The 25,669-nt window shown below is 53.1% G+C and carries 26 protein-coding genes; 16 read left to right on the forward strand and 10 right to left on the reverse strand.

Annotated features, from left to right (window positions below; translation table 11 throughout):
- Positions 1-73: 73 nt before the first annotated feature.
- Positions 74-1,030, forward strand: coding sequence for an oxygen-dependent tRNA uridine(34) hydroxylase TrhO (gene trhO, locus OQ371_RS21135; protein WP_265990318.1), 957 nt, complete (start codon positions 74-76; stop codon positions 1,028-1,030).
- Here trhO and OQ371_RS21140 read toward each other — a convergent pair.
- A complete protein-coding gene (locus OQ371_RS21140) occupies positions 1,016-1,522 on the reverse strand; it encodes a GNAT family N-acetyltransferase (protein ID WP_265990319.1) in 507 nt (168 codons plus the stop codon). The two genes, trhO and OQ371_RS21140, sit on opposite strands and share 15 nt — an antisense overlap.
- 120 nt (positions 1,523-1,642) lie before the next feature.
- Between OQ371_RS21140 and surE the strand changes: the two genes are divergently transcribed.
- Positions 1,643-2,476, forward strand: a complete 834-nt coding sequence (gene surE / locus OQ371_RS21145) for a 5'/3'-nucleotidase SurE (protein ID WP_265990320.1) — start codon at positions 1,643-1,645, stop codon at positions 2,474-2,476.
- Positions 2,477-2,489: 13 nt separating this feature from the next.
- Positions 2,490-4,064, forward strand: coding sequence for a GH3 family acyl-acid amido synthetase (locus tag OQ371_RS21150; RefSeq protein WP_265990321.1), 1,575 nt, complete (start codon positions 2,490-2,492; stop codon positions 4,062-4,064).
- A gap of 113 nt (positions 4,065-4,177) precedes the next feature.
- Here OQ371_RS21150 and OQ371_RS21155 read toward each other — a convergent pair whose 3' ends face one another.
- Together OQ371_RS21155 and OQ371_RS21160 are read right to left on the reverse strand one after the other, a co-directional pair.
- A complete protein-coding gene (locus OQ371_RS21155; protein ID WP_265990322.1) occupies positions 4,178-4,813 on the reverse strand; it encodes a LysE family translocator in 636 nt (211 codons plus the stop codon).
- A 7-nt stretch (positions 4,814-4,820) separates the two neighbouring features.
- Complete coding sequence (locus OQ371_RS21160) at positions 4,821-5,369, reverse strand: NUDIX domain-containing protein (protein ID WP_265990323.1); 549 nt, start codon at positions 5,367-5,369, stop codon at positions 4,821-4,823.
- Positions 5,370-5,440: 71 nt separating this feature from the next.
- On the opposite strand from OQ371_RS21160, the gene OQ371_RS21165 reads away from it, so the two are divergent.
- Positions 5,441-6,439 carry a cation diffusion facilitator family transporter gene (locus OQ371_RS21165; RefSeq protein WP_265990324.1) on the forward strand — a complete coding sequence of 333 codons (999 nt, stop codon included), beginning with the start codon at positions 5,441-5,443 and terminating at the stop codon, positions 6,437-6,439.
- A 245-nt stretch (positions 6,440-6,684) separates the two neighbouring features.
- On the opposite strand, the gene OQ371_RS21170 is transcribed toward OQ371_RS21165, so the two are convergent.
- A complete protein-coding gene (locus OQ371_RS21170) occupies positions 6,685-8,202 on the reverse strand; it encodes a DUF4832 domain-containing protein (protein ID WP_265990325.1) in 1,518 nt (505 codons plus the stop codon).
- 235 nt (positions 8,203-8,437) lie between these two features.
- On the opposite strand from OQ371_RS21170, the gene OQ371_RS21175 reads away from it, so the two are divergent.
- Positions 8,438-9,370 carry a TIM barrel protein gene (locus OQ371_RS21175; RefSeq protein ID WP_265990326.1) on the forward strand — a complete coding sequence of 311 codons (933 nt, stop codon included), beginning with the start codon at positions 8,438-8,440 and terminating at the stop codon, positions 9,368-9,370.
- A gap of 90 nt (positions 9,371-9,460) precedes the next feature.
- Here OQ371_RS21175 and folE read toward each other — a convergent pair whose 3' ends face one another.
- The gene (gene folE, locus OQ371_RS21180; protein ID WP_265990327.1) at positions 9,461-10,195 is read right to left on the reverse strand and encodes a GTP cyclohydrolase I FolE; all 735 of its coding nucleotides are present in this window, start codon (positions 10,193-10,195) and stop codon (positions 9,461-9,463) included.
- Positions 10,158-10,574, reverse strand: a complete 417-nt coding sequence (locus tag OQ371_RS21185) for a 6-pyruvoyl trahydropterin synthase family protein (RefSeq protein WP_265990328.1) — start codon at positions 10,572-10,574, stop codon at positions 10,158-10,160. Before OQ371_RS21185 ends, folE begins: the two co-directional genes overlap by 38 nt.
- A gap of 391 nt (positions 10,575-10,965) precedes the next feature.
- On the opposite strand from OQ371_RS21185, the gene OQ371_RS21190 reads away from it, so the two are divergent.
- From OQ371_RS21190 to OQ371_RS21220, 7 genes are all read left to right on the forward strand, one after another.
- The gene (locus OQ371_RS21190; protein WP_374761456.1) at positions 10,966-12,264 is read left to right on the forward strand and encodes a Gfo/Idh/MocA family protein; all 1,299 of its coding nucleotides are present in this window, start codon (positions 10,966-10,968) and stop codon (positions 12,262-12,264) included.
- A 117-nt stretch (positions 12,265-12,381) separates the two neighbouring features.
- Positions 12,382-13,611 (forward strand): sugar MFS transporter, encoded by a 1,230-nt coding sequence (locus OQ371_RS21195; protein ID WP_265990330.1) that lies wholly within the window; start codon positions 12,382-12,384, stop codon positions 13,609-13,611.
- Positions 13,611-14,687 carry a mevalonate kinase family protein gene (locus OQ371_RS21200; protein WP_265990331.1) on the forward strand — a complete coding sequence of 359 codons (1,077 nt, stop codon included), beginning with the start codon at positions 13,611-13,613 and terminating at the stop codon, positions 14,685-14,687. Before OQ371_RS21195 ends, OQ371_RS21200 begins: the two co-directional genes overlap by 1 nt.
- A 152-nt stretch (positions 14,688-14,839) precedes the next feature.
- Positions 14,840-16,861, forward strand: coding sequence for a (E)-4-hydroxy-3-methylbut-2-enyl-diphosphate synthase (gene ispG / locus OQ371_RS21205; protein WP_265990332.1), 2,022 nt, complete (start codon positions 14,840-14,842; stop codon positions 16,859-16,861).
- Between the two features lie 101 nt (positions 16,862-16,962).
- Positions 16,963-17,151: a DUF6728 family protein gene (locus OQ371_RS21210; RefSeq protein ID WP_265990333.1), complete on the forward strand. Its 189-nt coding sequence runs from the start codon at positions 16,963-16,965 to the stop codon at positions 17,149-17,151.
- Positions 17,148-17,501, forward strand: coding sequence for an MmcQ/YjbR family DNA-binding protein (locus OQ371_RS21215; protein WP_265990334.1), 354 nt, complete (start codon positions 17,148-17,150; stop codon positions 17,499-17,501). Before OQ371_RS21210 ends, OQ371_RS21215 begins: the two co-directional genes overlap by 4 nt.
- A gap of 65 nt (positions 17,502-17,566) precedes the next feature.
- A complete protein-coding gene (locus OQ371_RS21220; protein WP_265990335.1) occupies positions 17,567-18,115 on the forward strand; it encodes a tetratricopeptide repeat protein in 549 nt (182 codons plus the stop codon).
- Positions 18,116-18,125: 10 nt separating this feature from the next.
- Here the strand turns inward: OQ371_RS21220 and OQ371_RS21225 are convergent, their stop codons facing one another.
- The 3 genes from OQ371_RS21225 to OQ371_RS21235 all read right to left on the reverse strand — a co-directional run bounded on the left by OQ371_RS21225 (position 18,126) and on the right by OQ371_RS21235 (position 20,684).
- The gene (locus OQ371_RS21225; protein WP_265990336.1) at positions 18,126-19,319 is read right to left on the reverse strand and encodes a thioredoxin family protein; all 1,194 of its coding nucleotides are present in this window, start codon (positions 19,317-19,319) and stop codon (positions 18,126-18,128) included.
- A gap of 115 nt (positions 19,320-19,434) precedes the next feature.
- Complete coding sequence (gene gldC, locus OQ371_RS21230; protein WP_265990337.1) at positions 19,435-19,785, reverse strand: gliding motility protein GldC; 351 nt, start codon at positions 19,783-19,785, stop codon at positions 19,435-19,437.
- 137 nt (positions 19,786-19,922) lie between these two features.
- A complete protein-coding gene (locus OQ371_RS21235) occupies positions 19,923-20,684 on the reverse strand; it encodes a DUF4197 domain-containing protein (RefSeq protein ID WP_374761457.1) in 762 nt (253 codons plus the stop codon).
- Between the two features lie 192 nt (positions 20,685-20,876).
- On the opposite strand from OQ371_RS21235, the gene OQ371_RS21240 reads away from it, so the two are divergent.
- The 4 genes from OQ371_RS21240 (at position 20,877) to OQ371_RS21255 (ending at position 24,755) form a co-directional block, all read left to right on the forward strand.
- The gene (locus tag OQ371_RS21240; protein WP_265990338.1) at positions 20,877-22,130 is read left to right on the forward strand and encodes a competence/damage-inducible protein A; all 1,254 of its coding nucleotides are present in this window, start codon (positions 20,877-20,879) and stop codon (positions 22,128-22,130) included.
- A gap of 12 nt (positions 22,131-22,142) precedes the next feature.
- A complete protein-coding gene (locus tag OQ371_RS21245; RefSeq protein WP_265990339.1) occupies positions 22,143-23,480 on the forward strand; it encodes a dihydrolipoamide acetyltransferase family protein in 1,338 nt (445 codons plus the stop codon).
- A gap of 133 nt (positions 23,481-23,613) precedes the next feature.
- Entirely contained in the window at positions 23,614-24,231 is a 618-nt protein-coding gene (locus OQ371_RS21250; RefSeq protein WP_265990340.1) for a hypothetical protein, read from the forward strand.
- Positions 24,228-24,755, forward strand: coding sequence for a 5' nucleotidase, NT5C type (locus OQ371_RS21255; protein WP_265990341.1), 528 nt, complete (start codon positions 24,228-24,230; stop codon positions 24,753-24,755). The genes OQ371_RS21250 and OQ371_RS21255 overlap by 4 nt, the downstream gene beginning before the upstream one ends.
- 75 nt (positions 24,756-24,830) lie before the next feature.
- Here the strand turns inward: OQ371_RS21255 and OQ371_RS21260 are convergent, their stop codons facing one another.
- The gene (locus OQ371_RS21260; RefSeq protein WP_265990342.1) at positions 24,831-25,643 is read right to left on the reverse strand and encodes an acyl-CoA desaturase; all 813 of its coding nucleotides are present in this window, start codon (positions 25,641-25,643) and stop codon (positions 24,831-24,833) included.
- Positions 25,644-25,669 lie beyond the last annotated feature (26 nt).

Below are 25,669 nucleotides of genomic sequence, written 5' to 3' on the forward strand. Positions count from 1 at the left end.
TAAACCCAACGTGCTCGTCAGGGATACTTTTTGTATCTTTGTGTGTTTACCGAAGACAGGCATCCATTACCTTATGAAGCCCTATCGCGTTTTATTATACTACTGCTATACAACCATTGAAAACCCCGAGCAGTTTCGGGATGAACACCACCAGCTCTGCATTCGCCTGAATTTGCTGGGCCGAATCATCGTGGCCCCTGAAGGATTGAACGGCACGGTATCGGGTTCGCCCGCCGACTGCGAGGAATACATGCGGATTGTCAAAGCCGACCCGCGCTTTGACAGTCTGGAGTTTAAAGTGGACGAATCCGACGAACACGCCTTCCAGAAACTGAACGTTCGGCTGAAAAACGAGATCGTCAACTCCGATCTGCCGGTTGATCCGCTCGTCCGCACGGGTATTCACCTCGAACCCGAAGATTTTAAAAAACTGAAGGACGAGGAGGATGTTGTGCTGATCGACATGCGGTCGAACTACGAGCATTCCGTCGGGAAATTCAAGGGTGCCATTACCTTCGACATGGAGAACCTGCGGGAGCTACCCCAGCACATGGAAGAAATCAAGCACCTCAAAAAGAAGAAGGTGATTACCTACTGCACGGGCGGCATCAAGTGCGAAAAAGCCAGCGCCTACCTGATCGATCAGGGTTTCGAGAACGTCTACCAGCTGCACGGCGGCATCATCAAATACGGGCTTGAAGCCGGTGGGGAAGATTTCGACGGCAAATGCTACGTGTTCGACAACCGGGTGGCGGTGGAGGTCAACCAGGTAAATCCGGTCGTTATTGCGACCTGTTACCGCTGCGGTTCCCCCACCGACCGGATGATCAACTGCGCCAGCCCGGCCTGCAACAACCACGTGACGCTCTGCGAAAACTGCGGAGACGAACACCAGGGCACCTGCCGGAACGAATGCAAGGCCGACCCGAATCTGCGCCCGTACGACGGTACCGGGTATTACGCCAAAGAAACCCGCGGCTACTCGCCCTTGCTGGGTTACCGGAGCCAGCAGGCGTCAATGAGCCACTAATTCTTTTTCCATTACAAAGTCATTCATCCAATAGGGTCCGATGGGAATGTCTTCCTCCCGGATCACCCGAAAGCCCAGCCGTTCGTAGAACTGCCGGGCTTTATTGTACCGGTTTACGTTCAGGTACAGCCGATCGGCCCCAGCCGCCCGGCACCGGCGAACGACTTCATCCAGCAAAAGCCGCCCGGTTCCCTTGCCCTGCTCGGAGGGCAGCACGTAGATTTTGTGCAGCTTAAACCCGCTGGGCTCGGCGGTATTCTGAGAATACGAAGCAAAACCGGTCAACTGCCCATCGGAATAGACCAGCACAAATTCGTGCTGCTGGTTTTCCATCTGATCCCGCAGCGCTTCCTCAGCATAAATGGCCTGAAACATGAATTGAATCTGTTCCGGATCGAGAATGGCGCGGTAGGTAGGCTCCCAGATTTTTTCCTGCAAGGCAATAATGGCATTAATATCGGCCACGGTGGCCGTCCGCAATTCATGCAACATAGAATGAACAAGTTAGTACGGCAAAAGTAGTTTACCGGAGCGATAAAAGCCGCAAACAGGCTATTCCCATTTCATTATTGCTTACCTTTGACATTCAGTAAACACGCAAACACGATTACCATGCCGGAACAAAAACCGTTGATTTTGGTATCGAATGACGACGGCATCAATGCCCCCGGCATTCGAACCTTAGTAACATTGATGAAACAACTGGGTGACGTTGTGGTGGTTGCCCCCAGCAGCCCGCAGTCGGGAATGGGACACGCCATTACCATTGCTTCCCCCCTACGCCTATACGAAGTCGACCTGTTTCCGGGTACGCCCGCTTACGAATGTTCCGGTACGCCCGCCGACTGCGTAAAACTGGCCAAGCATTACGTCCTCAAAGAGCGGGTTCCGGATCTGGTGGTGAGCGGCATCAACCACGGCAGCAATACCTCGATCAGTGTCCTTTATTCGGGTACCATGTCGGCGGCCATCGAAGCGGCCATTGAGGGCATTCCGGCCATCGGTTTTTCGCTGTGCGATTATGCCCACGACGCCGATTTTACGCACACGCACGATCATATCCTGAAAATTGCCGGTCACGCGCTCGAAAACGGCATTCCGAAGGGCGTAGCGCTGAATGTCAACTTCCCGGCCAAATCCGACCAGCCCCTGCGCGAAATCCGGGTGTGCCGGCAAGCCGACGCCCGCTGGCTGGAAGAGTTCGACGAGCGCAAAGACCCCTACGGCCGGAATTATTTCTGGATGGCGGGTAAGTTCGTCAACAACGATACCGGTGAGGACACCGACGAATACGCCTTGTCGCAAAACTGTACGTCCGTAGTGCCCTGCCAGCTCGATCTGACAGATTACAAAAACATAGAGACGCTCAAAGGCTGGAACATCAACGAGCGTGCGCAGACGCTTCAGGATTCGCCAGCCGCCGAACCTACCCACCCATCATCCTAAATCCACTTGACCGATGGCCTTTTTAGGAAGCTTATTGAAACGAGGAATTTCGCTGACCAACGTGGTCCGACGGAAAAAACTGAATCCTCTGAAATTACAGAAGAAAACCTTTATCAAACTGATCGGCAAAGCCCGCTACACGCAGTTTGGGCAGGCGTTTCAGTTTGAAGACATAGAAAATGCCGCCTTCTTCGACGAGAGCAAGGAGTTTTACCGGAAGTTTCAGGAGAACGTTCCCATCTACGATTACAACAAGATTTACAAAGACTGGTGGCACCGCTCGATCAAGGGCGAAAAAAACGTCTGCTGGCCCGGACGGGTTACCTATTTCGCGCTGAGTTCCGGCACCTCGGAAGCGGCCTCGAAATCCATTCCGGTGACCAAAGCCATGACCAAAGCGATTCAGAAGACCAGCATTCGGCAAATTCTGAGCCTGAGCCGCTACCAGCACCTCCCCTCTCAGCTCTACGAAAAAGGAATGCTGATGCTGGGCGGCAGCACCCGGCTCAGCTACCGGGATAACCATTTCGAGGGCGACCTGAGCGGTATTCAGGCCAAACAGATTCCGTTCTGGTTTCAGAAATTCTACAAACCGGGCAAAGAAATTGCCCAGGAACAGGACTGGGCGCTGAAACTGGACGAAATTACGGAGCAGGCTTCACAGTGGGACATTGGTTTTGTGGTGGGTGTGCCGGCCTGGATTCAGTTACTGATGGAGAAAATCATTGACCACTACAAGGTCAAGACCATTCACGACATCTGGCCGAACCTGATGGTGTTTTGCCACGGTGGGGTTTCGTTCGAACCGTACCGCAAGGGCTTTGAACGGTTGCTGGCCCACCCGATTACCTACATCGAGACCTACCTGGCCTCGGAAGGCTTCATTGCCTACCAGAGCCACCCCGATGCGGAAGGGATGCAACTGGTGCTGGACAACGGCATTTTCTTTGAATTTATTCCTTTCAACGACGAAAACTTCAACGCCGACGGCGAGGTGGTGGCCAAACCGCAGACGCTGATGATCGACGAAGTGGAAGAGGGGAAGGAATACGCCCTGCTGATTTCGACGGTTTCGGGGGCCTGGCGGTATTTGATTGGTGACACCATCCGGTTTGTTTCCAAAAAACGCTGCGAGATTGTCATAACCGGCCGGACCAAACACTTCCTTAGTCTGTGCGGGGAACACCTCTCGGTTGACAACATGAACAAAGCCGTCGAATTGGCCTCACGCGAACTAAAAATAAACGTTCGGGAATTTACCGTGGCCGGTATTTCGCACGACAACCTGTTTGCCCACCACTGGTACATTGGCACCGACGAGTCGGTCGATGAAACGGTTTTAAAAAGCCTGATCGACGCCAAACTGAAGGAACTGAACGACGACTACGCCGTTGAACGCCGGCACGCTCTCAAGGACGTTTTCGTGACGGTATTGCCTTCGTCGACCTTTTACAAATGGATGGAAACGAAGGGCAAGCTGGGCGGCCAGAACAAATTCCCACGGGTCTTGAAGAAGAACCTGGTTGGCGATTGGGAAGGCTTCCTCAACACCCAGGGCATTGAACCCCAGACCATTCGGGAACTGTAGGCAGCGCGGTCCGCTAGTCAGGTTTCCCTTCACCCCTCCAAGATGTGCTTTTGCTAGCCCCGCACTACGTGCGGGGCTAGCTACCATACTGGCCTTTGCCAATAGCGAACCGCCTACTTCAGAAGCGCAACCAGCGGATCGTAGAGCCGGGTCCAGGCCAGTTGCAAAGCGATAAAGATAAAGACAATGCCGGTTACCCGGTTGAAAGTCAGCACCACTCTGGGGGTAAAAAACCGTTTGAGCTTGTGCGCAAAGACGGCCAAGGCTGATTCTGTGGAAAAAATTCCGACCAGACTAGCCATCATAAAGACATACCGCTCGACCGGGCTGTAGTGCAGGGAGTTGGTCAGGTAAGCCGCCAGGGTAACCCAGGTGATAAAATTGATCGGGTTGATGGCATTCAGGACAAAACCCGTCGAGAAATAATAGAGAAAATTACCAAACCGGGTTTTGGGGTACGCCAAACGCGGAGTTCCTTTAAATAGATTGGCAACCCCCATCGCCAGGAGCAGCACGACGCCGAACAGCGTCAGGTAAATCTCAAATCCCTCAACTTTGGGTAGAAAGGCCGTGCCAAACAGGGCGCAGACGACAAAAATGGCATCGCACACCACCACGCCGAAGGCAATCTTGATGCCGGACCGATAGCCGTTGTCAACGCTGTTTTGCAGGAGTGAAAAAAATACGGTTCCAAACGTCAGACAAAGTAAAATTCCCGCAATTAAACCGTAAAGGATCGCTAAAATCATTGTACTCTCAAATCTGTTTCAACCGCGCCACTTTCAGCAGGGCGCAGACACTGAGTGCGTCGGTTATCTGGTTGTCCATCACCATCTGAACGGCATCTGCCAGTAAAACCCGCCGGATTTGCAATTGTTCAGTTTCTTCGGGTTCGTGCTGCCCCTGTTTGAGGTCTTCGGCCACGTAGAGAAACCCTTCTTCGTCGGTCGCCGAATTAGACGTGTGAATCCGGCCAATCATTGTCCATTTTTCGGCTTCCAGCCCGGTTTCTTCCTTGAGTTCACGCCGGGCCGATTCGAGCATGTCCGTACCGATGGGCGCTCCTCCTTCCGGAACTTCCCAGGAATACTCTTCAAGCGGATACCGGTATTGACCCACCAGGTAGGTGTACCCTTCCTGATCAATGGGCACCACCACAACGGCCTTGTTCTTGAAACTGACAACCCCGTAGATTCCGGGCGTATTCGACGGCGTTACGACTTCCTCGTGTCTGATTTTCAGCCAATTATTTTCGTAAGCAATCGTTGAAGTAAGTGTTTTCCAGGGATTTTCGGTAAACTCCATAACGACAAAGGTAACGAGAAATCCTTTACACTTTGCTACCTTTGCAGGCTATTACCCACCATGAAGACTTCATGCAAGCCCGTCAGCGCACGAAATACAAATGGATGACCATCTCGCTGGGTCTGAGCGTTGCCCTGATGCTGCTCAAGTTTGCGGCCTGGTGGCTGACCTCCTCGACGGCGGTGCTGACCGATGCGCTGGAGTCCATCATCAACGTCATCGCCAGCGGATTCGCCCTTTACAGCATTTACCTGTCGGGCCTGCCCCGGGATCGGAATCACCCCTACGGCCACGGTAAAATCGAGTTTTTTTCGTCTGGATTTGAAGGTGCCCTGATTCTGTCGGCGGGTGGGTTTATTATCTTTCAGGCCATAGAATCGTTTTCCAACCCCCAGCCCATTACGTCCGTCGGGTGGGGTGTCGCGTTGATTGGGCTTACCGCCGTCGCCAACGCGCTGGTGGGCTGGCTGCTCATCCGGAACGGGCGCTTCACCAATTCGATCACGCTCATTGCCGACGGCCGACACCTGCTCATTGATAGCCTGAGCAGTTTGATGGTTCTGGCGGGCCTGGGCTTTATTCAATTAACTGGTCTGACCTGGCTGGACGGCGTCCTGTCGCTGATTCTGTCGGCGGTGATCATCTGGAACGGTCTCGGCCTGATTCGGCATTCGGTGGCGGGTTTGATGGACGAAACCGACCTGCCGTTGCTCCGGCGCATTCTGACTATTCTAAACCAGCACAAAAGCCGCTACTGGATTGATGTGCACAACATGCGCGCCCAGCGCTACGGGTCCGATCTGCACATCGATTGCCACCTGACGCTGCCTTACTACTGGACGCTGGCGCAGGTCCATCAGGAAGTCCATGAATATGAGGAACTTCTTAAGCAGGAAATTGCCAGCGAGGTGGAGATCTTCGTTCACGCGGATCCTTGTCTACCCGAATGCTGCCACTACTGCCGGATTACCGATTGTCCGGTGCGGGCGCACACTTTTTCCGGCGATGTGGTGTGGACAATTGCGAACATCTCCACCAATCAGAAACATTTTGTCACCGAAGCTGCCTAGTTTTTCACCAATCTGATTTCAAAAAAATCACAAAATTCCTTCTAAAAAGCTTGGTGAATATTTTCTTTTTTGTAATTTTCGGAGAGAATTTAGTGCTCAAACGAGATACTTAATTCAGGTTGTATTCATATCCCGGTTAAAAAGGGCCCCGCATTCGCTGCTGAGGCCCTTTTTCCTGTTTAGACAATTCAGCAAACAAATCGTGCGGGTCTTCAGGCGGTTTTAGTCCCCACTTCCGGCTTGGCTCAGGGCCTGACCACGACTACGTGATTCAGACGGTTGTAACCGGTAGCGGCCTCCCAGGTTGTTTCGTTGGCCAGACGGATGCTGTACTCGGGTCGGTGGGCCAATGACGCGTGGGCATCCGGTAAATTGACCAGAACCTCGTAACGACCCGCCTTCAAACCCGGCGGAACACGGAAGTCTTCTTGCCAGTTAACGGGGCCGCTAAACCACTGCCGCACGTCGGCCTGACTGGCCAAAACCGTCACCGCTCCGGTCGTCGTGTGCCGCAGTAAAAGCTGCACCGGCCGCGGGTTGTACGGCGAAGCGTAGCCCACATTTTTGAGGTTAATCTGGCAGGTAAGTGTTTGACCCGCCCGTACCTGCGAGGGCAGAATGGCCTGCTCCAGCACGAACCGATACCCCAGTTTCCGGCGGATCTTGGCCATACATCCGCCGGTCTGCCAGTCGTTGTTGACGTTGTTGTTGTAACCGGCGTTCAGGTAACTGTAGTGCATGGCGGCCATTTCCTGCTCCGCCCGACCCGCCGGGGCACAATCATTCTGGGGGCTAAACGCGTCATCGCAGGTTTCTCCACCAACGGCGGTAAACCGGCTCTCCTGCTCAAAATACCGGCGTAGCACCTCGTTGGCCGGTCCGCGTTTGGTCGACGAATTCCCGTAGTCATAAAAAGTACCGTAATCGTCGGCGCTCGCCAGGAAGCAGTCGTTGTGAAACCCAATGCGCGCCTTGTCCGACTGGCGGAAGGCGTCCCGGGCGGTCATAGCCGGTGTCGTGACCGGCGCCTGGGGTCCGTTTACAAACCGCTGCTTGATCTGGGGCGTCCGGACCTGCACCATGCGGTCACGGGGAAGCGCATCCAACAGGGCGCTCAGCACGGTGTTTCGGGCTTGCCAGCTGCTGTCAGGCACAATCCCGAGGTGGTTCATCGAAGCGTCGCCGAAGTAATCTGTGTAGTAATTTTCGCCCCAGATGCCAATAAACCCCATTTGCAGCACCGCAATAACGTCCGAATTTTTCTGCCACAGCGGTTTAAGCTGGGCAATGTGCTGCAACACCACCGGCTTGCTGGCATCACCGTAGGGCGGGCAGATTTTAGCCTCGTCGGGGCAATCGCCGGAATGGGTTTTGTCGGTGTACGAAAAACGCAAAATCAGTTTAACCCCGGCCGAGCGGGCGGTATTGAAATCAGCCTGAATATTCTGCAGGAATTCGGGGGTGATGGGGGCGGTTTTAAAGCGTTCGAGCCGGTAGGCCCGGTACACCAGCGAGCAGAAAAACGAGTAATTGGCTTTGCCCGTCTGCTGGGGTTCGTTCCGGTACTTGAGAAGAACGGCCTGGTCCAGCGGCTTGAAATTTTCCGTACTGGTGCCGAAAGGGATGTAAAAGCCGCGCTCCGGGTTCGGAAAATCCTCTATGCTTTCCCGGTAGACAAGCTGTTTGGTTTGCGAACAGACGGGTTGAAGGGTCAGTAACAGCCCCAGGCAAAGCAGGCTGCAGATCGGTATGAGTCGGATCATCGAAGAAGGGAGTAAGGTGTTGGAAGCTGAGCGTTCACGGAATTCTTCCCAATTTACTGCCTGTCAGTTAACATCAACCGCTTTCCCCGAAAAAGTACGAGCAAGCTGAGCCGTATTGCCCTTTTTCTGACCCTTAAATAGTGATTTGCCGGGAAGTCATCAAGCCAAGCTTTTTCGCTATCTTGCCGGCCAACTTCATCCCCGCGTTGGGAGCCACTAACCTCTATAGTATTTTATGTTTTCACGTCGCAACTTTTTAAAACAACTCGGCGCTCTGACGGCCGCTTCGGCTGCCCTGCCCGTGCTGGCCGAGACAGCCGCCAAAAAACCGTTCTACGAAATTTCTCTGGCCGAATGGTCACTGCACAAAGCCCTGTTTGAAAAGAAATTTACGAACCTCGACTTCCCGGGTCTTGCCAAAAAGGAATTTGGTATTGAAATCGTTGAATACGTCAACCAGTTTTTCAAAGACAAAGCGCAGGATGCCACGTACCTCAAGGAATTGATGATGCGCTGCAAGGACAACGGCGTCCGGAACCACCTGATCATGATTGATGGCGAGGGGTACCTGGGTGAAACCGATGCCGCCAAACGGAACGAAGCCGTCGAAAAACACAAACCCTGGGTTGAATGCGCCAAAACGCTGGGCTGCAAAACCATCCGGGTCAACGCATTCGGGCGGGGTACGGAAGAAGAAGTTGCCAAAGCCGCCGTGGAAGGACTCGGCAAACTGGGCGAATTTGCTAAAACCATGAACATCAACGTCATCGTTGAAAACCACGGTAGTTACTCCTCCAACGGCCAATGGCTAACAGGTGTAATGAAGCAGGTCAACATGAAAAACGTCGGTATTTTGCCGGATTTTGGCAACTTCTGCATCAAACGCAACAACGGGGCGGAATGGGGCGGTCAGTGCGTGGAAGAATACGACCGTTACAAAGGCGTGGCTGAAATGATGCCCTATGCCAAGGGGGTCAGCGCCAAAACGCACGACTTCGATGCCAACGGCAATTGCACCGACATCGATTACATGCGTATGATGAAAATCGTGAAAGACAGCGGTTTCAAGGGCATCGCCGGAATCGAATACGAAGGCTCAAACCTGAGCGAATTCGAAGGCATCAAAAAAACAAAAGCGCTCCTGGAGCGCGTAGGAAGCCTTATTTAGAATTAAAAGTGAAGAGTTAAAAATTAAAAGTAGGCTGACGCATGTTCAACTTTATTTTTAATTTTTAACTCTTCACTTTTAACTCTCCACTCAAAGCGCAGCGGTGGGTTCGCTGACGTGGCGCAGGAACTCCTGCCGGGTGGCTTCGTCTTCTTTGAACTTGCCGCCGTAGTGAGCGGTCACCGTCGAGCTGTTGACGTCCTGCACCCCGCGCATGGAAACGCACAAGTGCCGGGCGTCGATAATTATGGCCACATCTTCGGTTTGCAACACTTCTTTCAGTTCGTTGGCGATCTGAACCGTTAGTCGCTCCTGCACCTGCGGACGTTTGGCAAAATACTGCACAATCCGGTTCAGCTTCGAAAGTCCAATCACTTTTCCGCTCGAAATATAGGCCACGTGCGCCCGGCCAATGATGGGCACAAAGTGGTGCTCACAGTGCGACTGAACGGTAATGTTTTTCTCAACCAGCATTTCGTTGTACTGGTATTTATTCTCAAACAGGGCCGCTTTCGGCTTATTATCCGGGTTGAGGCCGCTAAAAATCTCTTTAACGTACATCTTGGCCACCCGCCGGGGCGTTCCTTTCAGGCTGTCGTCGGTCAGGTCGAGGCCCAGAATGTTCATGATCTGGCGGAAATGATCCTCAATCTGTTCGATCTTGGCGTCGTCGGTCAGGTCAAACGCATCTTCACGCAACGGAGTTTCGAGGGAAGACGCCACGTGGTCATCACCAATCTCCTCAACCGTCAACTCATTCAATAAGTCATAATTCAGATGATGGCCGTTAGACCGGGTATTCAACGAAGTTCCGTTCGGTTTCATAGAGTCTAATTTTCAAATCCAGGGATGAATCAAGCTGGCTGCGCAGCGAATCGTAAATAACTATGGCAATATTTTCGGCGGAAGGATTGAGGTGTTTAAATTCTTCGGTGTCCAGATTGAGGTTTTTGTGATCGAACCGGTCGGTTACCTGCTCCTTTACCAGGTCGCTCAGCACCTTCATATCCATCACGTAGCCCGTTACCGGATTAACTTCGCCGATTACCTGAACAACAAGCTCGTAGTTGTGGCCGTGGTAGTTCGGATTGTTGCATTTGCCAAACACCCGTTGGTTCTCCTCCTCCGACCATTCCGGATTATGGAGACGATGAGCCGCATTAAAGTGTTCTTTTCGGAACACCGCCACCCGTTTTTTATCCATTCTGTCAGCACCGGTCTCCCGGATTTACGATTGTTAAACTTCTCGACCAAAATGTCGTCAGAAAGGTTGTCTGCAACACATTTAAGCCGTCAAGCGGTGGGACGATCCGCTTTCTGGAGAAATTTCAGTGAGTTTTCGAGTCTATAACAGCCCGGTTCCGGTTTTGGTTCATACGTCCGTCCGAATAGCCCGAATTATCCCGAATCCGTATCTTTACCGGTAAGTTGCTTTTTTTAGCAGCCATCTAATATTCGGGTCATTTCTTGGCTCTACGGATATTTTCCGTTTTTTTTACAAGTGAGACTTATTCCAACCCAGATACTCCTTACTCTTGAAAACAAATCGACGTTATTTCCTGCGCTCCGCAGCCGCAACGGTTTCCTCTGCCCATCTGTTTCCAGCCATCCTGACCGGCGCCCCGCAACAGGACAAGAAAGTCCGGCTGGCTTATATCGGAGTGGGCGGGCGCGGGCGCAGCCACGTTGAACAGGCGCTGTACCGGGACGATGTGCTGATCACGGCGATCTGCGACATTGACCCCGAAGCCATCAACCGCACCCAAGCGATGATCCGCAAGGCCGGGCGTCCGGAAGCGGCCGTTTACGGTAAATCGGATGAAGATTTTTTAAACATGCTTAAACGCGACGACATCGACGGGGTGGTGATTTCGACGCCCTGGGAATGGCACGTTCCGATGGCCGTTGCCACCATGAAGGCCGGGAAATACGCGGGCGTCGAGGTATCAGCCACGGTGACGCTCAAGGAATCCTGGGACCTGATTGACGCGTCCGAAAAAAGCGGTTCGCCGTGTATGATCCTGGAAAACGTTTGCTACCGCCGGGATGTCATGGCCGTGCTGAACATGATTCGGCAGGGCATGTTTGGCGAGATGCTCTACGCTCACTGCGGCTACCAGCACGATTTGCGTAACATCAAGTTCAACGACGGCACCGTAAATCAGGGTGTCGGTGCCGAATTTGGGGCTAAGGGTTATTCGGAAGCCCGCTGGCGTACCCAGCACTCGGTCGACCGCAACGGTGATTTGTATCCGACGCACGGTCTGGGGCCCGTCGCCCACTGGCTCAACATCAACCGGGGCAACCGCTTCATGCACCTTACTTCCACGGCCACCAAAGCGCGCGGGCTGCACAAATACGTTGTCGATAAAGGCGGAAAAGACCACCCCAACGCCAAAGTCAATTTCAAACTGGGTGATATTGTGACGACGGTGATTCAGTGTGCCAACGGCGAAAACATCGTCATCATGCACGACACCAACTCCCCCCGCCCCTACTCGCTGGGCTTCCGGGCGCAGGGCACGCAGGGCATTTGGATGGACGACGGCAAAACGATTTACCTGGAAGGCACCAGCCCAAAACCTCACGAGTGGGAGCCGTTTGATTCGTACCAGAAAAAGTACGACCATCCCATCTGGAAGCGCCACGCTTCGGCGGCCGAGAAAGCCGGGCACGGCGGTATCGACTTTTTTGTAATTCGGGCGTTTATTGAATCGGTCAAACGCAAGGTGCCGCCCCCGATCGACGTGTATGATGCCGCCGTCTGGAGTGCCATCAGTCCGCTGTCGGAAGAATCCATTGCCAAGGGCAGCAAACCCGTTGAGATTCCGGACTTCACCCGCGGGAAATGGAAAACCAACAAGCCGATATTCGCCCTGACTGACGAGTATTAATACGGTTTTTTTTGCAGGAATCGAAATAAAATACGCATTAATAAAAAAATTTAAAATATCTTGTACGGCCGTTCTTACGTACTTGTACACTAAATACTTTTTTACAACCTCTTTCCAATGACACCTTCTGCAACCCAGAATTCTACCAAAAACTACCTCGGACCGCTGCTGATTGTCGGCATGTTATTTTTCATTTTCGGATTTGTCACCTGGGTGAATGGGGTCCTCATTGCGTTTTTCAAGCAGGCCTTTCAGCTCAGTACGGTAGGTTCCAACCTGGTCGCTTTTGCATTTTTCATTTCCTACACCCTGATGGCTATCCCTTCGTCCTGGCTGCTGCGCAAAACCGGTTTCAAAAATGGCATGTCGATGGGCCTGCTCATCATGGCAGTTGGCACCATGATCTTTGTTCCGGCGGCTAAAGTGGTTTCCTACCCGTTGTTTCTGGTGGGGTTATTCCTAATTGGTATCGGCTTGACGGTTTTGCAAACCGCATCCAACCCCTACGTGACCATTCTGGGCCCCCGTGAAAGTGCCGCCCAGCGCATCAGCTTCATGGGTGTTGCCAACAAAATGGCGGGAATCATCAGCCAATTTATTTTTGGCGGAATCCTGCTGACCGGAGCCAATACGCTTTCAGCTGCCGAAACCCTCGACAAAGTGGTGACGCCTTATATGATTCTGACGGGTGTTTTGATTGTACTGGCCCTGCTGATCCGGTTTTCGACGCTGCCGGAAGTTTCTGAAGAACAGGATGACGATGCGACGGCAACGACCAAAGTAACCACGAACAGCATCTGGGAACACGCCAACCTGGTGCTGGGCGTTCTGGCCATCTTTTGCTACGTGGGCGTGGAAGTGATTTCGGGCGATACGATCATCAACTACGGGGTGGCGCTGGGCTTCTCGAACGACGAAGCCAAGTATTTTACGGCTTACACGCTCTACGGCATGCTGGCGGGTTATATTTTGTGTATTATCCTGATTCCGCGCTTTCTTTCCCAGCAAAAAGCCCTGATGCTGGGAACGATTCTCGGTATCATTCTGACGGTGGGCGCCCTGCTGACCGACGGGTTTGCGTCGGTTCTGTGCATTGCGTTGCTGGGCTTTGCCATCGCTCCCATCTGGGGGGCGCTCTGGCCGCTGTCGCTCGACCGGCTTGGTCGGTTTACCAAACTGGGTTCCGCGTTGCTGATCATGGGTATTTCCGGCGGTGCGATGCTGCCCCTGTTGCACGGCTACCTGACCGATACCGTGAGCCCCAAAATGGCCTACGCCCTCATTTTGCCCCTGCTCGGGTACATTCTGTATTACGCAACCGTTGGCAGCAAAAAAACAAACTGGTGATGAGTCCACTAAGCGTTTCTACACCCGGCCGAATCTGTTTGTTCGGTGAACACCTGGATTACCTGGGCCTGCCGGTCATTGCCGCGGCCATCAACCGGCGCATCCGCATTACCGGCTCGCACCGCCCTGATAGCAAGGTCATCATCAATCTGCCGGACATTAACGAACGGGAAGAATTTGATCTGACGGGTTCGAGCCTGATTTACACCAAACCGCGCGATTATTTCCGGAGCAGTTACAATGTACTGGTCCGGCACGGCTACCGGTTTTCGAAAGGCGTGGAATGTGAGGTACGCGGTAACATTCCCATCAATTCCGGCACCTCCAGTTCGTCGGCCCTGGTGGCGTCGTGGCTGCACTTTCTAATGCGCCTGAGCGACCGTCCCCGGCTGCTGAGTCGGCAGGAAATCGGGCAACTGGCCAACGAAGCGGAAACCGCCGAATTTGGCGAACCGGGCGGCATGATGGACCATTATTCCACGGCCATCGGCGATGTAATCTACCTGGAATCGGAGCCGAACATTGTTATTGAGGAACTGCGCCCGAAGCTGGGTGCGTTCGTGCTGGGCGATTCGCTGGAAGCTAAAGATACGCTGGACATTCTGGGACGGATTCGGTCGGGCGTCACCGGCATTGTCGAGAAAATTACGGCCGTTAACCCGGAGTTTTCGCTGCAAACGGCCGACGTGCTGGAAATTGACGACTACCGGCCCTATTTATCCGGGGGCGAAAACACGCTGCTCGAAGGCACCATTTCCAACCGGGACATCCTGCGGGAAGCCCGGCAGGTGCTCGAAGCGGCCGATCTGGATCACATTCGCCTGGGCGATTTGCTGAACCGTCACCACGCCAACCTGCGGGACGCCCAACGGATCTCAACGCCCAAAATCGATCGGATGCTGGAAGCCGCCCTGAATGCCGGAGCCCTGGGCGGTAAAATCAACGGCTCGGGCGGGGGCGGCTGCATGTTTGCCTACGCTCCCGGCCATGCCGGAGCGGTTGCCGAAGCCATCGAGCGCCAGGGTGGCCAGGCCTACATCATTCGAATCGACGAAGGCACCAAGGTCGAAGAATAAACAATCCGCTGTTAATCAGCAGTTTTATCCATCCAGAACCCGCTTTCCGAAATTGAACATTTTCGGCAAAAAGCGGGTTCTATTGTTAGCGTTAGCGGGGATAACGCGGGGGTTTTGTACCTTTGTATTTCTTCCGCACACGCTGTTTAGCTATGCTTGACTTCGCAACACCGTCTATCATTCCTTCCGCCGACAACCCGGCTTCCTATTGCAACTCGCTTACTGAGTATTCCCGTCGCAAAACCATCACGGTTCCCATTGGTTCGGTTCCGCTGGGCTCCGATTATCCCATCCGGGTGCAGTCGATGACTACCGTCGATACGATGGATACGCGGGGTTCGGTTGAGCAGACGATCCGCATGATCGAAGCGGGTTGTGAATACATCAGGATTACGGCGCCGAGCGTTAAGGAAGCCCAGAATCTGGAAAATATCCGCAAGGAACTGCGGGCCCGGGGCTACGATACCCCGCTCGTGGCCGATATTCACTTCACGCCCAATGCCGCCGAACTGGCCGCCCGGATTGTCGAGAAAGTCCGGATCAACCCCGGCAACTACGCCGACCGCAAACGCTTCGAGGTAATTGATTACACGGATGCTTCGTATGCCGCCGAGTTGGAGCGGATTCGGGATAAATTTCGGCCTCTGATTCGGATTTGTAAGGAATACGGCACCGCCATGCGCATCGGGACCAACCACGGTTCGCTCTCCGACCGGATTTTGAGCCGCTACGGTGATACGCCCCTGGGCATGGTGGAATCCGCCCTGGAGTTTCTGCGCATCTGTGAAGACGAAAAGTATTACCGCATCGTGCTGTCGATGAAATCCAGCAACCCGCAGGTGATGGTGGAAGCCTACCGCCTGCTGGTCCACCGGCTGGATGCCGAAGGGCTCAAACCGTATCCCCTGCACCTGGGTGTAACCGAAGCCGGTGAGGCCGAGGATGGCCGGATCAAATCCGCCGTGGGCATCGGAACGCTGCTGGAAGACGGGCTGGGCGATACCGTCCGCGTTTCGCTGACCGAAGACCCGGAACTGGAAGCGCCCGTGGCGCAGGCCCTGATCGACCGCTACACCAAGCGGGCGGAGCACGCACCCATTCCGGCCATCAGCCAGTATCCCATCGATCCCTTTCAGTATACCCGTCGGAAATCGCACGAAGTGGCCAATTTTGGCGGCATCAACGTACCACGCGTCATTGCTGATTACGCACAAATACCGGTGACCGAGCACGAGCAATTGCGGTCGATCGGTCATTTTTACCTGCCCGTTCCCGATAAGTGGCGAATGAACGACCTGGGTGCTGATTATCTCTATACCGGCTCCCGCCCGGCGTCATTTATGTTGCCAAACGGTTTAAAGGAAATTCTGGATTACGAAACCTGGCTCACTACGGGCGATCCGGTTCACAAATTCCCCCTGCTGAGCACGGCTGCTTATCTGAACTTACGGCAAAAACCAGAAGCGCTCAACCCGACCCTCAATTTTGTGGAAACGCGATTGGGTGACTGGTCCGAAGAACTGGCGGTTGCCCTGGCTGCCGACCTAAACGTGGTGCTGGTGGTCCGGACGGAAAACCCCCACGCGCTGGCCGAACTTCGCCGGTTGTACGTTCATCTGATCAACCATGACCTGACTTGCCCGGTCGTCACCCTGCGCAGCTTCCCAGACCGTCAGGGCGACATGCTGCAATTGTACGCGGCCACGGACCTCGGCGGTTTACTCGTTGACGGCCTGGGCGATGGCGTCTGGCTAGCCACGGACTTGCTGCCCGACCTGTCGGTTGAGGAGCGGCTGGCGACGGCCAGCCGGTACAATTCCATTGCGTTCGGTATTTTGCAGGCCGCCCGCACCCGAATGTCAAAAACCGAATACATTTCGTGCCCTTCCTGCGGTCGCACTCTTTTTGATCTGCAGGAAACCACCGCCATGATTCGCAAACGAACCGATCACCTGAAAGGCATCAAAATCGGTATCATGGGCTGTATCGTCAACGGCCCGGGCGAAATGGCCGACGCCGATTATGGGTACGTGGGAATCGGAAAAGATAAAATTTCGTTATACCGGGGGCAGCAGGTCGTTAAAAAATCGGTTCATGCCGACCACGCCGTTGATGAGTTGATCGAGCTGATTAAAGAAGACGGGCGCTGGAACGAACCCGAAGCCATTGACTAATTAAACCTTAAAAATTAAGAGTTAGCAGCCAATCATCCGCTTTTTAAGTTCAGGATTTCCGGTTTAACTGTTAATTTTTAATTCATAACTTTTAACTCTTTATGTCCCGTATTGGAGATTATTTCAAACTGGGTGACGTGTTCCGGTATTTTTACCAAGTGTTTCGAAAACCCGATCCCAGCCGCCCCACCAACGCGAACATCCGCATGATGCACGGGATCAACCGCATTTCTATCATCATGTTCCTGATTTGCGTTATTGTCATGATTGTCAGAGCCATTCTTCGATGAACATTGAATCACTGCGGGAGTATTGCCTGAGTAAAACCAGCGCGACGGAATCCATGCCTTTTGGTGACGAAACGCTGGTCTTTAAAGTGGGTGGAAAAATCTTTGCCTTGACCTCGCTGGATACCGAGCCGCTGTCGGTTAATCTGAAATGCGATCCCGAGTATGCCGTTGAGCTTCGGGAGCAGTTCGATGCCGTGCAGCCCGGTTACCACATGAATAAAAAACACTGGAATACCGTTCTCATCAACAGTTCGATCCGGGAAAGTGACCTGAAAAACTGGATTGATCACTCCTACGAACTAATTGTAAAAAGTTTGCCGAAAGCCGCCCGTCAGGAACTCGGAAAATAGGCAAGCAGTTGGACAAACCGGTTTTTTCCGTTATTTTACAGTAGCTTTTTGAAAGGCTTCAGACTATGGAAGTTGCGCTCATAGGAATTTGCTTTATCCTGTACCTGACCATCCGGTATTTTGTCATTGATCACGATACCCAGGCAGACAAAGACCGAATTCGTTTTGCCCAGGGCATTCGGCTCGTCGACCTTCATCAGTACGACGATGCCTTCAGCTATTTCGACGAAGCCGTCAAAGCGCACCCCAAATCCGCCATTGCCTTTGCCTACCGCGCCAAGTGCCATCTGCGCAACCAGAACGCGTATTCAGCCCTGTTTGATCTCACCAGCGCCTTGAGCCTGGACAATACCATTGCCGACGCGTATCTGGATAAGGGAATCGCGCTTTTCCAGCTTAATCTGTACGGCGAAGCGTTTAAGGAGTTCGACAAAGCCGTGTGGTACTTCCGGGGGCAGCAGCCCGACGCCATGCGCTGGCGGGCGCTCTCGCGCATGAAGCTCGAACAGTACAGCCAGGCTCAGAAAGACCTGATTCGCGCCATTGAACTGGGCGACGAAAACTCGGCCTACCTGCTGAAGCAACCCCCGTTTTCCGACGTCATTTACTCTTAATTGCCTTCGATTATTTCATGCGGGCCAACTGGGCGGTATTGCGCCGGGTGTCTAGCTTGGCGGTTTTTGCCAGATCCATCGACTTCTGGGCCGCTTTTAAGCCTTCCCCCATTTTCCCGCCCCGCCGGTACACTTCGGCCAGTTCGTAATATAAATCGGCCTGCTCAGCGGGTGTTTTTGCCTGCGGAATGGCTTTGTTGGCCCAACGGGCTACCGTCGGTGCATCGCTGGCGTCCGGGCTTTTCCGATTGAACAACCGGATAACATACAGGTATTCAGGGGTCGAAAATTGGCTCTGGGCGATGTGGTCGTCCATGCGGGAAGCGGCTTTGGCGGTTTGCCCCGAGCGGAAATACGCGTTAACTTCCGGCAGCAGCGTGCGGTTGCTGGCGACCCTTCCTTCGATGCCGATCTGCTGAAGCTGGTTGCGAATGGTGATGATTTTGGCAGCCGGATACTGATTGCCCCGGCTGCTGTACAGGGAAGACATCAGAATGTTTTCCGCCACTTGCTTGACCTGCTCGGCGCCGTGGGCTTTCACGTACGGATCCAGATGACTGATCAGGTGCTGAAACATCGGGTTGTCGACATCCAGAATCAGCCGTTGCAGCACGAGCCAGTTGGTGGGGCTGTTGTAGGTGCTGGCGTTTTGCCGGGATGCGTAGTCGTTCATCACCCGCATGTTGGTCACCGTATCGCGCGTCACCCGGGCCAGCATGGCGTAGTCAATCAGAAAATTATCGGACCGTTCCCCCGCTTCGTAGCGTTTCCGCATGGCCGACGACCGCATGGTTGGGTTCAGGGCCGTCATCCCGTGCCGGATGACTTCGTCCGCCGTGTTGTTACTCATCGCCATGTGCATCATATTGCCCTGGCCGTCAAAGTAGAGAAACAACGGCAGCGACGGCACAAAAAGGTGGTTCTTCTCCAGAAAGGCAGTGGCCTCCTTTGTACTGATATCAATTTTGGTGTTGACGAAGCGGCTGTTGTAATACTTCCCGACCCGCGCGTCGGCAAATGTTGGAATAAAGCTCTGGCAAACGTGGCAGGTCGCCGAGTATACCTCAACAAAGACGGGTTTCTTGGTCTTGCGGGCCGCATCAAATACCGAGCTGAGAGTCCCCGAGCGGAACTGAACTCCCTGTGCTCCTGCCGCACCAATCGTCAGCCAAACAACAATCAAAAAGCAATGAATTAGTTTCATATCGACAAATTAAAGTAGATACATGAAGGGTGTATGCCAGTTAGTTAACGGTGGAACGTGCCATTCTAGCGTCCACCAACTATTCAGCATACACCCCTCTTAAACCGTAGAGCCCCTACGACTGCTCCGCCTGTTCGCGGTATTCCTGCTCTATTTTTTTGCTGAGCGACCGGCAAACGTTATCAATCTCGTCGGCCATTTTCTGGTCCCCCGTCGCGGTAACAATGGTGTCGGCCAGGCTACCGAGTACTTCCACGCAAAAACGCTTCATATCGGTAACGGGCATGTCTTTGGTCCACAGGTTGAGCCGCAGCGTTCCCTGGTTGTAATGATCCCAGATGGACACCACCACGGCTTTGGCATCGCTCAGCCCTTCATTCGGGTTATCGGTGGCATTCCAGAAAATCTTTTCCGGAATATTCTGGTCGTCTAGTTCAACCGAAAAGTTAATGTCTGATTTTTTCATTGCTTTCTTCTCCATAAATAAAAACTCCGCTCATCCAACCGAAGCCGTCAGCGAACGGTTCCGGTTCTTGCGGAGTTTTTCGACTTCAAAGGTAAACATTTGTGGGTTTGCAATCCTACAGCCCCCCCAAATTCCGGTTACTGTTGACCAAACACTTTTTTCAGCAGGTCGTTTACGCGGGCGGCCGGGTTTTCCCGAATGCGAATTTCCTCCTGCTCAACCAGCGTGAAGATGCCGTCCGTGGCTTTCGTGGCCGCATAATTCGTCAGGTCGGGATCGATTTTTTTAGTGGCAATCGGCAGCTTATTGTACGTGCGAACCAGGTCGCCGTAGTAGCGGGTTGCGTTGTTTTTCTTCAAAGTGCTGTCGATGACCGGTGTAAAGGCGGCCATGAGCTGATCCGACGTGGTCCGTTTCAGGTACTGGGTGGCGGCATTTTTCTCTCCGCGCAGAATGCCGACGGCATCCTGAATGGTCATCGACGTCAGGGCGTTCAGGAAGATGGGCTTGGCTTCTTTGGCGGCATCTTCCGCCGAGCGGTTTAGCGACAGGATAAACTGATCGACCTGCTTGCCCAGACCAATTTTGCGCAAAGCCGACTCCACTTTCTGCGCTTCGGGCGGCATCAGAATCTTGATGAGCGCATTTTTATAATAACCGTCTTTGGCCGATGCCTGGTCGGACCCTTTGCTGATCCCGATTCGAAGGGCTTCTTTCAGACCGCTCGCAATTTCGCTGTTGGTCAGTGAGCCGCTGGTTGTCACCTCGCTAACTTTTTCCAGAATCTGACCAAATACCGTTTTCTTTTTGGGCTGTTCCGACTGGCTTGAGTCGGTCTGGGCGCTGGCAACCCCCGAAAAGGTGGTCAGGAGCAGGCCCAGGATTACCGTTTTTTTCATCATAATTTCAGGTTGCTATGTAAGTTGTAACGCTGGCCGACCGGTGACCGACAAAAGAAAAATCGTTTTTTTACGTACTTTTGGCGCCAAACACCGCATTCGGTTGTTGTTCTGTCAATCGGCCTTTTTGATAAGACAGGAAATCTGGGTAAAAGTCAAAGGCCGAACCACAAAAATTCGTAATTCCTTTTCATGAAACCCATTCTGGCCGAAGTCATAACGATTGGTGATGAAATTCTGTTTGGACAAATTACCGACACCAACACCCAATGGATCGGGGCCGAATTAACAAAGATAGGTATCCGGACGGTGCGCAAATCGTCGGTCGGCGACAACCGGGAAGCCATTTTAGATGTGCTGAACGAGGCCACTCAACGCGTCGACCTAGTTATTTTGACCGGGGGGCTGGGGCCAACCAAAGACGACATCACCAAAGTAACCCTTTGCGACTTTTTCAATACCACCCTCGAACGCAATCCCGAAGCGCTGGCGTTTGTGACGAAGTTTTTTGAAAGCCGCGGCCGTCAGATCACCGAAATTAACGCCCGCCAGGCCGATCTGCCCCTCAATTGCACCTACGTAGCCAACGACTGGGGAACGGCGCCGGGCATGTGGTTTCACGAAAACGGAACGGTGTATGTGTCGCTGCCGGGCGTGCCCTTCGAAATGAAAAACCTGATGCAGTACCGGATTATCCCGATGCTGCAAAAGCATTTTGAAACGCCGGTCATTGTGCACAAAATGATCCGGACGGTGGGCATCGGGGAGTCGTTTCTGGCCGAAACCATCGCCGACTGGGAAAACAACCTGCCTGCACACATCAAACTGGCTTATCTCCCCCATTTTGGCCAGGTTCGTCTCCGGCTGACCGGAACCGGCACCGACTCCATTCGCCTGAAAGAAGAGATAGACGCCCTGGTGCAGGCCGTTTTGCCCCTGATTCAGCCGTACGTCTTTGGCTACGACGACGACGAACTGGAAACCGTGGTGGCGAAACTGTTATCCGAAAAAAGCTGGATGCTGGCGACGGCCGAGAGCTGCACGGGCGGCTTTGTGGCCAGCCAGATCACGAAATATTCCGGTTCCTCGGCTTATTTCGTCGGTGGCGTCGTGAGCTACAGCAACACCGTTAAGGTTAGTCAGTTGGGCGTTAAACCCGAAACCATCAGCCAGTTTGGGGCCGTCAGCGAACAAACCGTGCGGGAAATGGCGGAGGGTGCGCGAACGGTGCTGGGTGCGAACGTCGGCATTGCTACCAGCGGCATTGCCGGACCCAACGGCGGAACGCCCGAAAAGCCGGTTGGCACGATCTGGATTGCCTGCTCCACCGAAAAGCAAACCGTCGCCCGGCTGCTCAAGCTCGGGCCTTTCCGGGAGCAAAACATCCAATTAACCAGTGTTTATGTCTTGAATCTCCTGCGGCAGACGCTGCTGGACGAACTATAAAACCACCCATCAATGGCACTCGTTGACATGGTTATGCCCAAAATGGGCGAAAGCATTATTGAATGTACGGTTATTTCCTGGCTCAAAAAGCCCGGCGACCGCATTGAAGCCGACGACTCGATTCTGGAAGTAGCGACCGATAAAGTGGATACCGACGTTCCGGCTTCGCACTCCGGCATTTTAAAAGAGGTTCTGGTCAAAGACGGTGACGTGGTCGCTATCGGCAGTCCGGTTGCCCGCATTGAAGTGGAGCAGGATGAACCGGCTGCTGCCCCCGCACCGACCGCTACGCAACCCGATGCGCCGGTGGCCGGGGAAACCGAAGAACATGACGTAGCCAGCGTAGCGGCAAAACTCGAAACGGACGTGGCCCGGCTTTCCACAAGCAACCCCTCCATCCGTACCGACGCCGAAAGCAGTACTAACAACGCTAATAAAGGGTTTCTTTCCCCCCTCGTCCAAAGCATCATCAAGGCTGAAGGCATTTCAGAATCCGAACTTGCGACTATTACCGGCACCGGGGCCGAAAACCGCATTACCAAAAACGATATTCTGGCCTTCGTCGAAAAACGAAAAGCCGGGCCCGTGGCTCCCCCCGCACCACCCAAACCGGTATCCGTTGCACCGTCCGTTTCGGGGCAGCAGGATATTATTCAAATGGACCGGATGCGGAAAATGATTGCCGAGCGCATGGTCGAATCAAAGCGAATTTCGCCCCACGTTTCCTCGTTCGTCGAGACGGACATGACGGTGATCGTGCAGTGGCGGGAGCGCAACAAGAAACTGTTTCAGCAGCAATACGGCGAAAATATCACCTACACGCCCCTGTTGATCGAAGCCCTGGTGAAAGCCATTCGGGATTTTCCACTAATTAATGTCTCGGTGGATGGCGATCGGATTCTGGTCAAAAAAAGCATTAATGTCGGCATGGCGGTGGCTCTGCCGAGCGGCAATCTGATCGTGCCGGTGATTCATGATGCGGATCAGTACAACCTGGTGGGCCTGACGAAAAAAGTAAATGACTTGAGCCGACGGGCCCGCGAAAGCAAACTCACGGCGGATGACCTGGCGAACGGCACATACACGGTTTCCAACATTGGCACGTTCGGCAACGTCATGGGAACGCCCATCATTGTTCAGCCCCAGGTGGCCATTATGGCATTCGGTGCCATCGAGAAAAAACCGGCGGTGATTGAAACTCCGCAGGGCGATCTGATCGGCATTCGGCACAAAATGTTTATTTCCCACAGCTACGACCACCGGGTGGTGGATGGTTCATTGGGTGGTCAGTTTGTCAAACGGGTTTCCGATTACCTGGAAGGGTTCGATCCGGAACGCAAGCTGGTCTAAAAACCGTTCAGCTGCGGTTCAGCAACTCGAATTTACAGTTCAGGGCGCGAAAGAAACAACCCGTGGCGGATGGGTTGCAGTTTCTTTGCGCCGTCCTTAGCTTCGAGCGTTTTATACTAAAACATCAAATCCTATGAACGTTAAGCAACTAGTTGCCGGTCTTTTCTGTGCCTTTCTAACGCTACCATCCGCTTTCGCGCAAAATCAGGCGCGGGTTGAAAAAATTCAGGGTGTTGAAACCTACGTCCTGTGCGAACCCCTACAGGCTTATGAAACTGTTTTTGAAGTAGCAACGGGCGCCAAAGCAGCTTCGTTACTAACGGGCGGTGTCGTCAACGAAGGCGTCTCCGATAAAGTCTCCCAGTTTGTCCGGCGGGCAACCAAAGACGCCAAATCCAAAAATCAGGAATTCGATGCGGTTGTAATTTCAGGGTCGAAAACCGCCATTGCCATCAAATTTAAAGGCAACGGGGGCAACGACAAGGGGCTGGCCAAGGTTCGCAAAATCGATGGACTGGCCGTGTACGTCATGAACGAACCCGTTAAGGATTACGAAACTGTCGTCGACGCATCCGGCGGTGTCAAAGCGAAATCGTATTTTACGAGCGGCCTGGTGAATAATTCCATTGAAGAAGACATGGAGCAATTTGTCCGGCGGGTGAAAAAAGAAGCCGAGGAAGCCAAGAAACCAATTGACGCCGTTGTATATTCAAGCGGAAAAAGAGCTATTGGTGTAAAATTCAAAGGATGAAACCTCGCATTGCCATTGACATGGACGACGTGCTGGCGGACACCGTCGGCAAATTTATTGCCATCTACCGCCGTGATTTCGACACAAACGCCCTTCCCGACGTCTTTCGGGAAAATTCCTTTCATGAGGTACTGGAGAAGGATATTTCCCAGCGGTTGTCCGACTATGTTCATCAGCCGGGTTTCTTCGCCGATATTGAAGTGATGCCGGGGGCACCGGAAATCACCCGGGCTTTAGCTGAAAAGTACGATCTGTTCGTAACCTCAGCAGCAATGGAATTCCGCAACTCGCTGGCGGAAAAATACGACTGGCTGGATCGCCACTTCCCGCACATTCACTGGAAAAACCGGGTTTTCTGCGGAGATAAAAGTATCATCCGGGCCGACGTCATGATCGACGATATGCCGTATAATCTGGTGAGTTTCCAGGGGAAAGGCTTGCTGTTTGATGCCCCCCACAATCAAGACAACGAACTATTTCAACGGGTTTTCTCCTGGGAAGAAATCGCGAAAGTACTGCTGTAGCGGTTCCGGTTTTCCCGTAAACAAAAATTCCCGCCAGTTAGACTGGCGGGAATTTTTGTTATGTATTAAAAGCTATTAGGCTGAAATCTGCTCACTCTTTTCAACCAGCCGATCGTGGCCCGTCTCAAATTCGGCGCTGGTTACTTTAGCAGGACGCATTTTAATAATACCAGTCCAAGCTAAAAACTTAATCACCGGGTAAGTGGGGTCAAGCTCCCACCATTTCGCCCCGAAGTTGGCGGCATTGGGGCGTTTGTGGTGGTTGTTCTGGAACAACTCGCCCATCATCAGCCAATCGAAGAACAGCGAGTTTTTCGATTTATCGTGGTTGTCAAAATTGGCGTATCCGTACTTGTGACCGCTCCAGTTAACAATAGCGCCGTGGATAGGCCCCATCAGGAAGTGAATAGGCAGCAGGAAGAAAAACGCCCAGTGCATATCCAGATAAATGAAGGCAAAAATATAGAACAGGGAATAAGCCGTTCCCCAGGCAACGCGCGAAATCCAGGAATCTCCCACTTTCTCCAGCGCGTACCATTCCGGATAGTTGCGGTCAAATTTCGCTTCGATAGGCCGAACCCGATTCAGGACGGCATTATAAATATCTTTTGTTTTCCACATCATCGTAAATACGTTCTTCGTATGGTGCGGTGAGTGGGGGTCTTTCGGCGTATCACTGAATGCATGGTGCATCCGGTGCAAAACCGCATAAGCCCGTGGGCTTAAATACGATGATCCTTGCGAAACATAGGTCAGGAAAAAGAAAAAGCGTTCCCAAACCTTGCTCATCGTGAACATCTTGTGTGCCGAGTACCGGTGTAGAAAAAAGGTCTGGCAGAAAAGCGACACGTACCAGTGTACAACAAAGGCAATAAGGATTATTACCACAGGCGTAATTTTGTTAAAGGTGAATG

The organism is Larkinella insperata (genome assembly GCF_026248825.1).
Taxonomy (GTDB): domain Bacteria; phylum Bacteroidota; class Bacteroidia; order Cytophagales; family Spirosomataceae; genus Larkinella; species Larkinella insperata.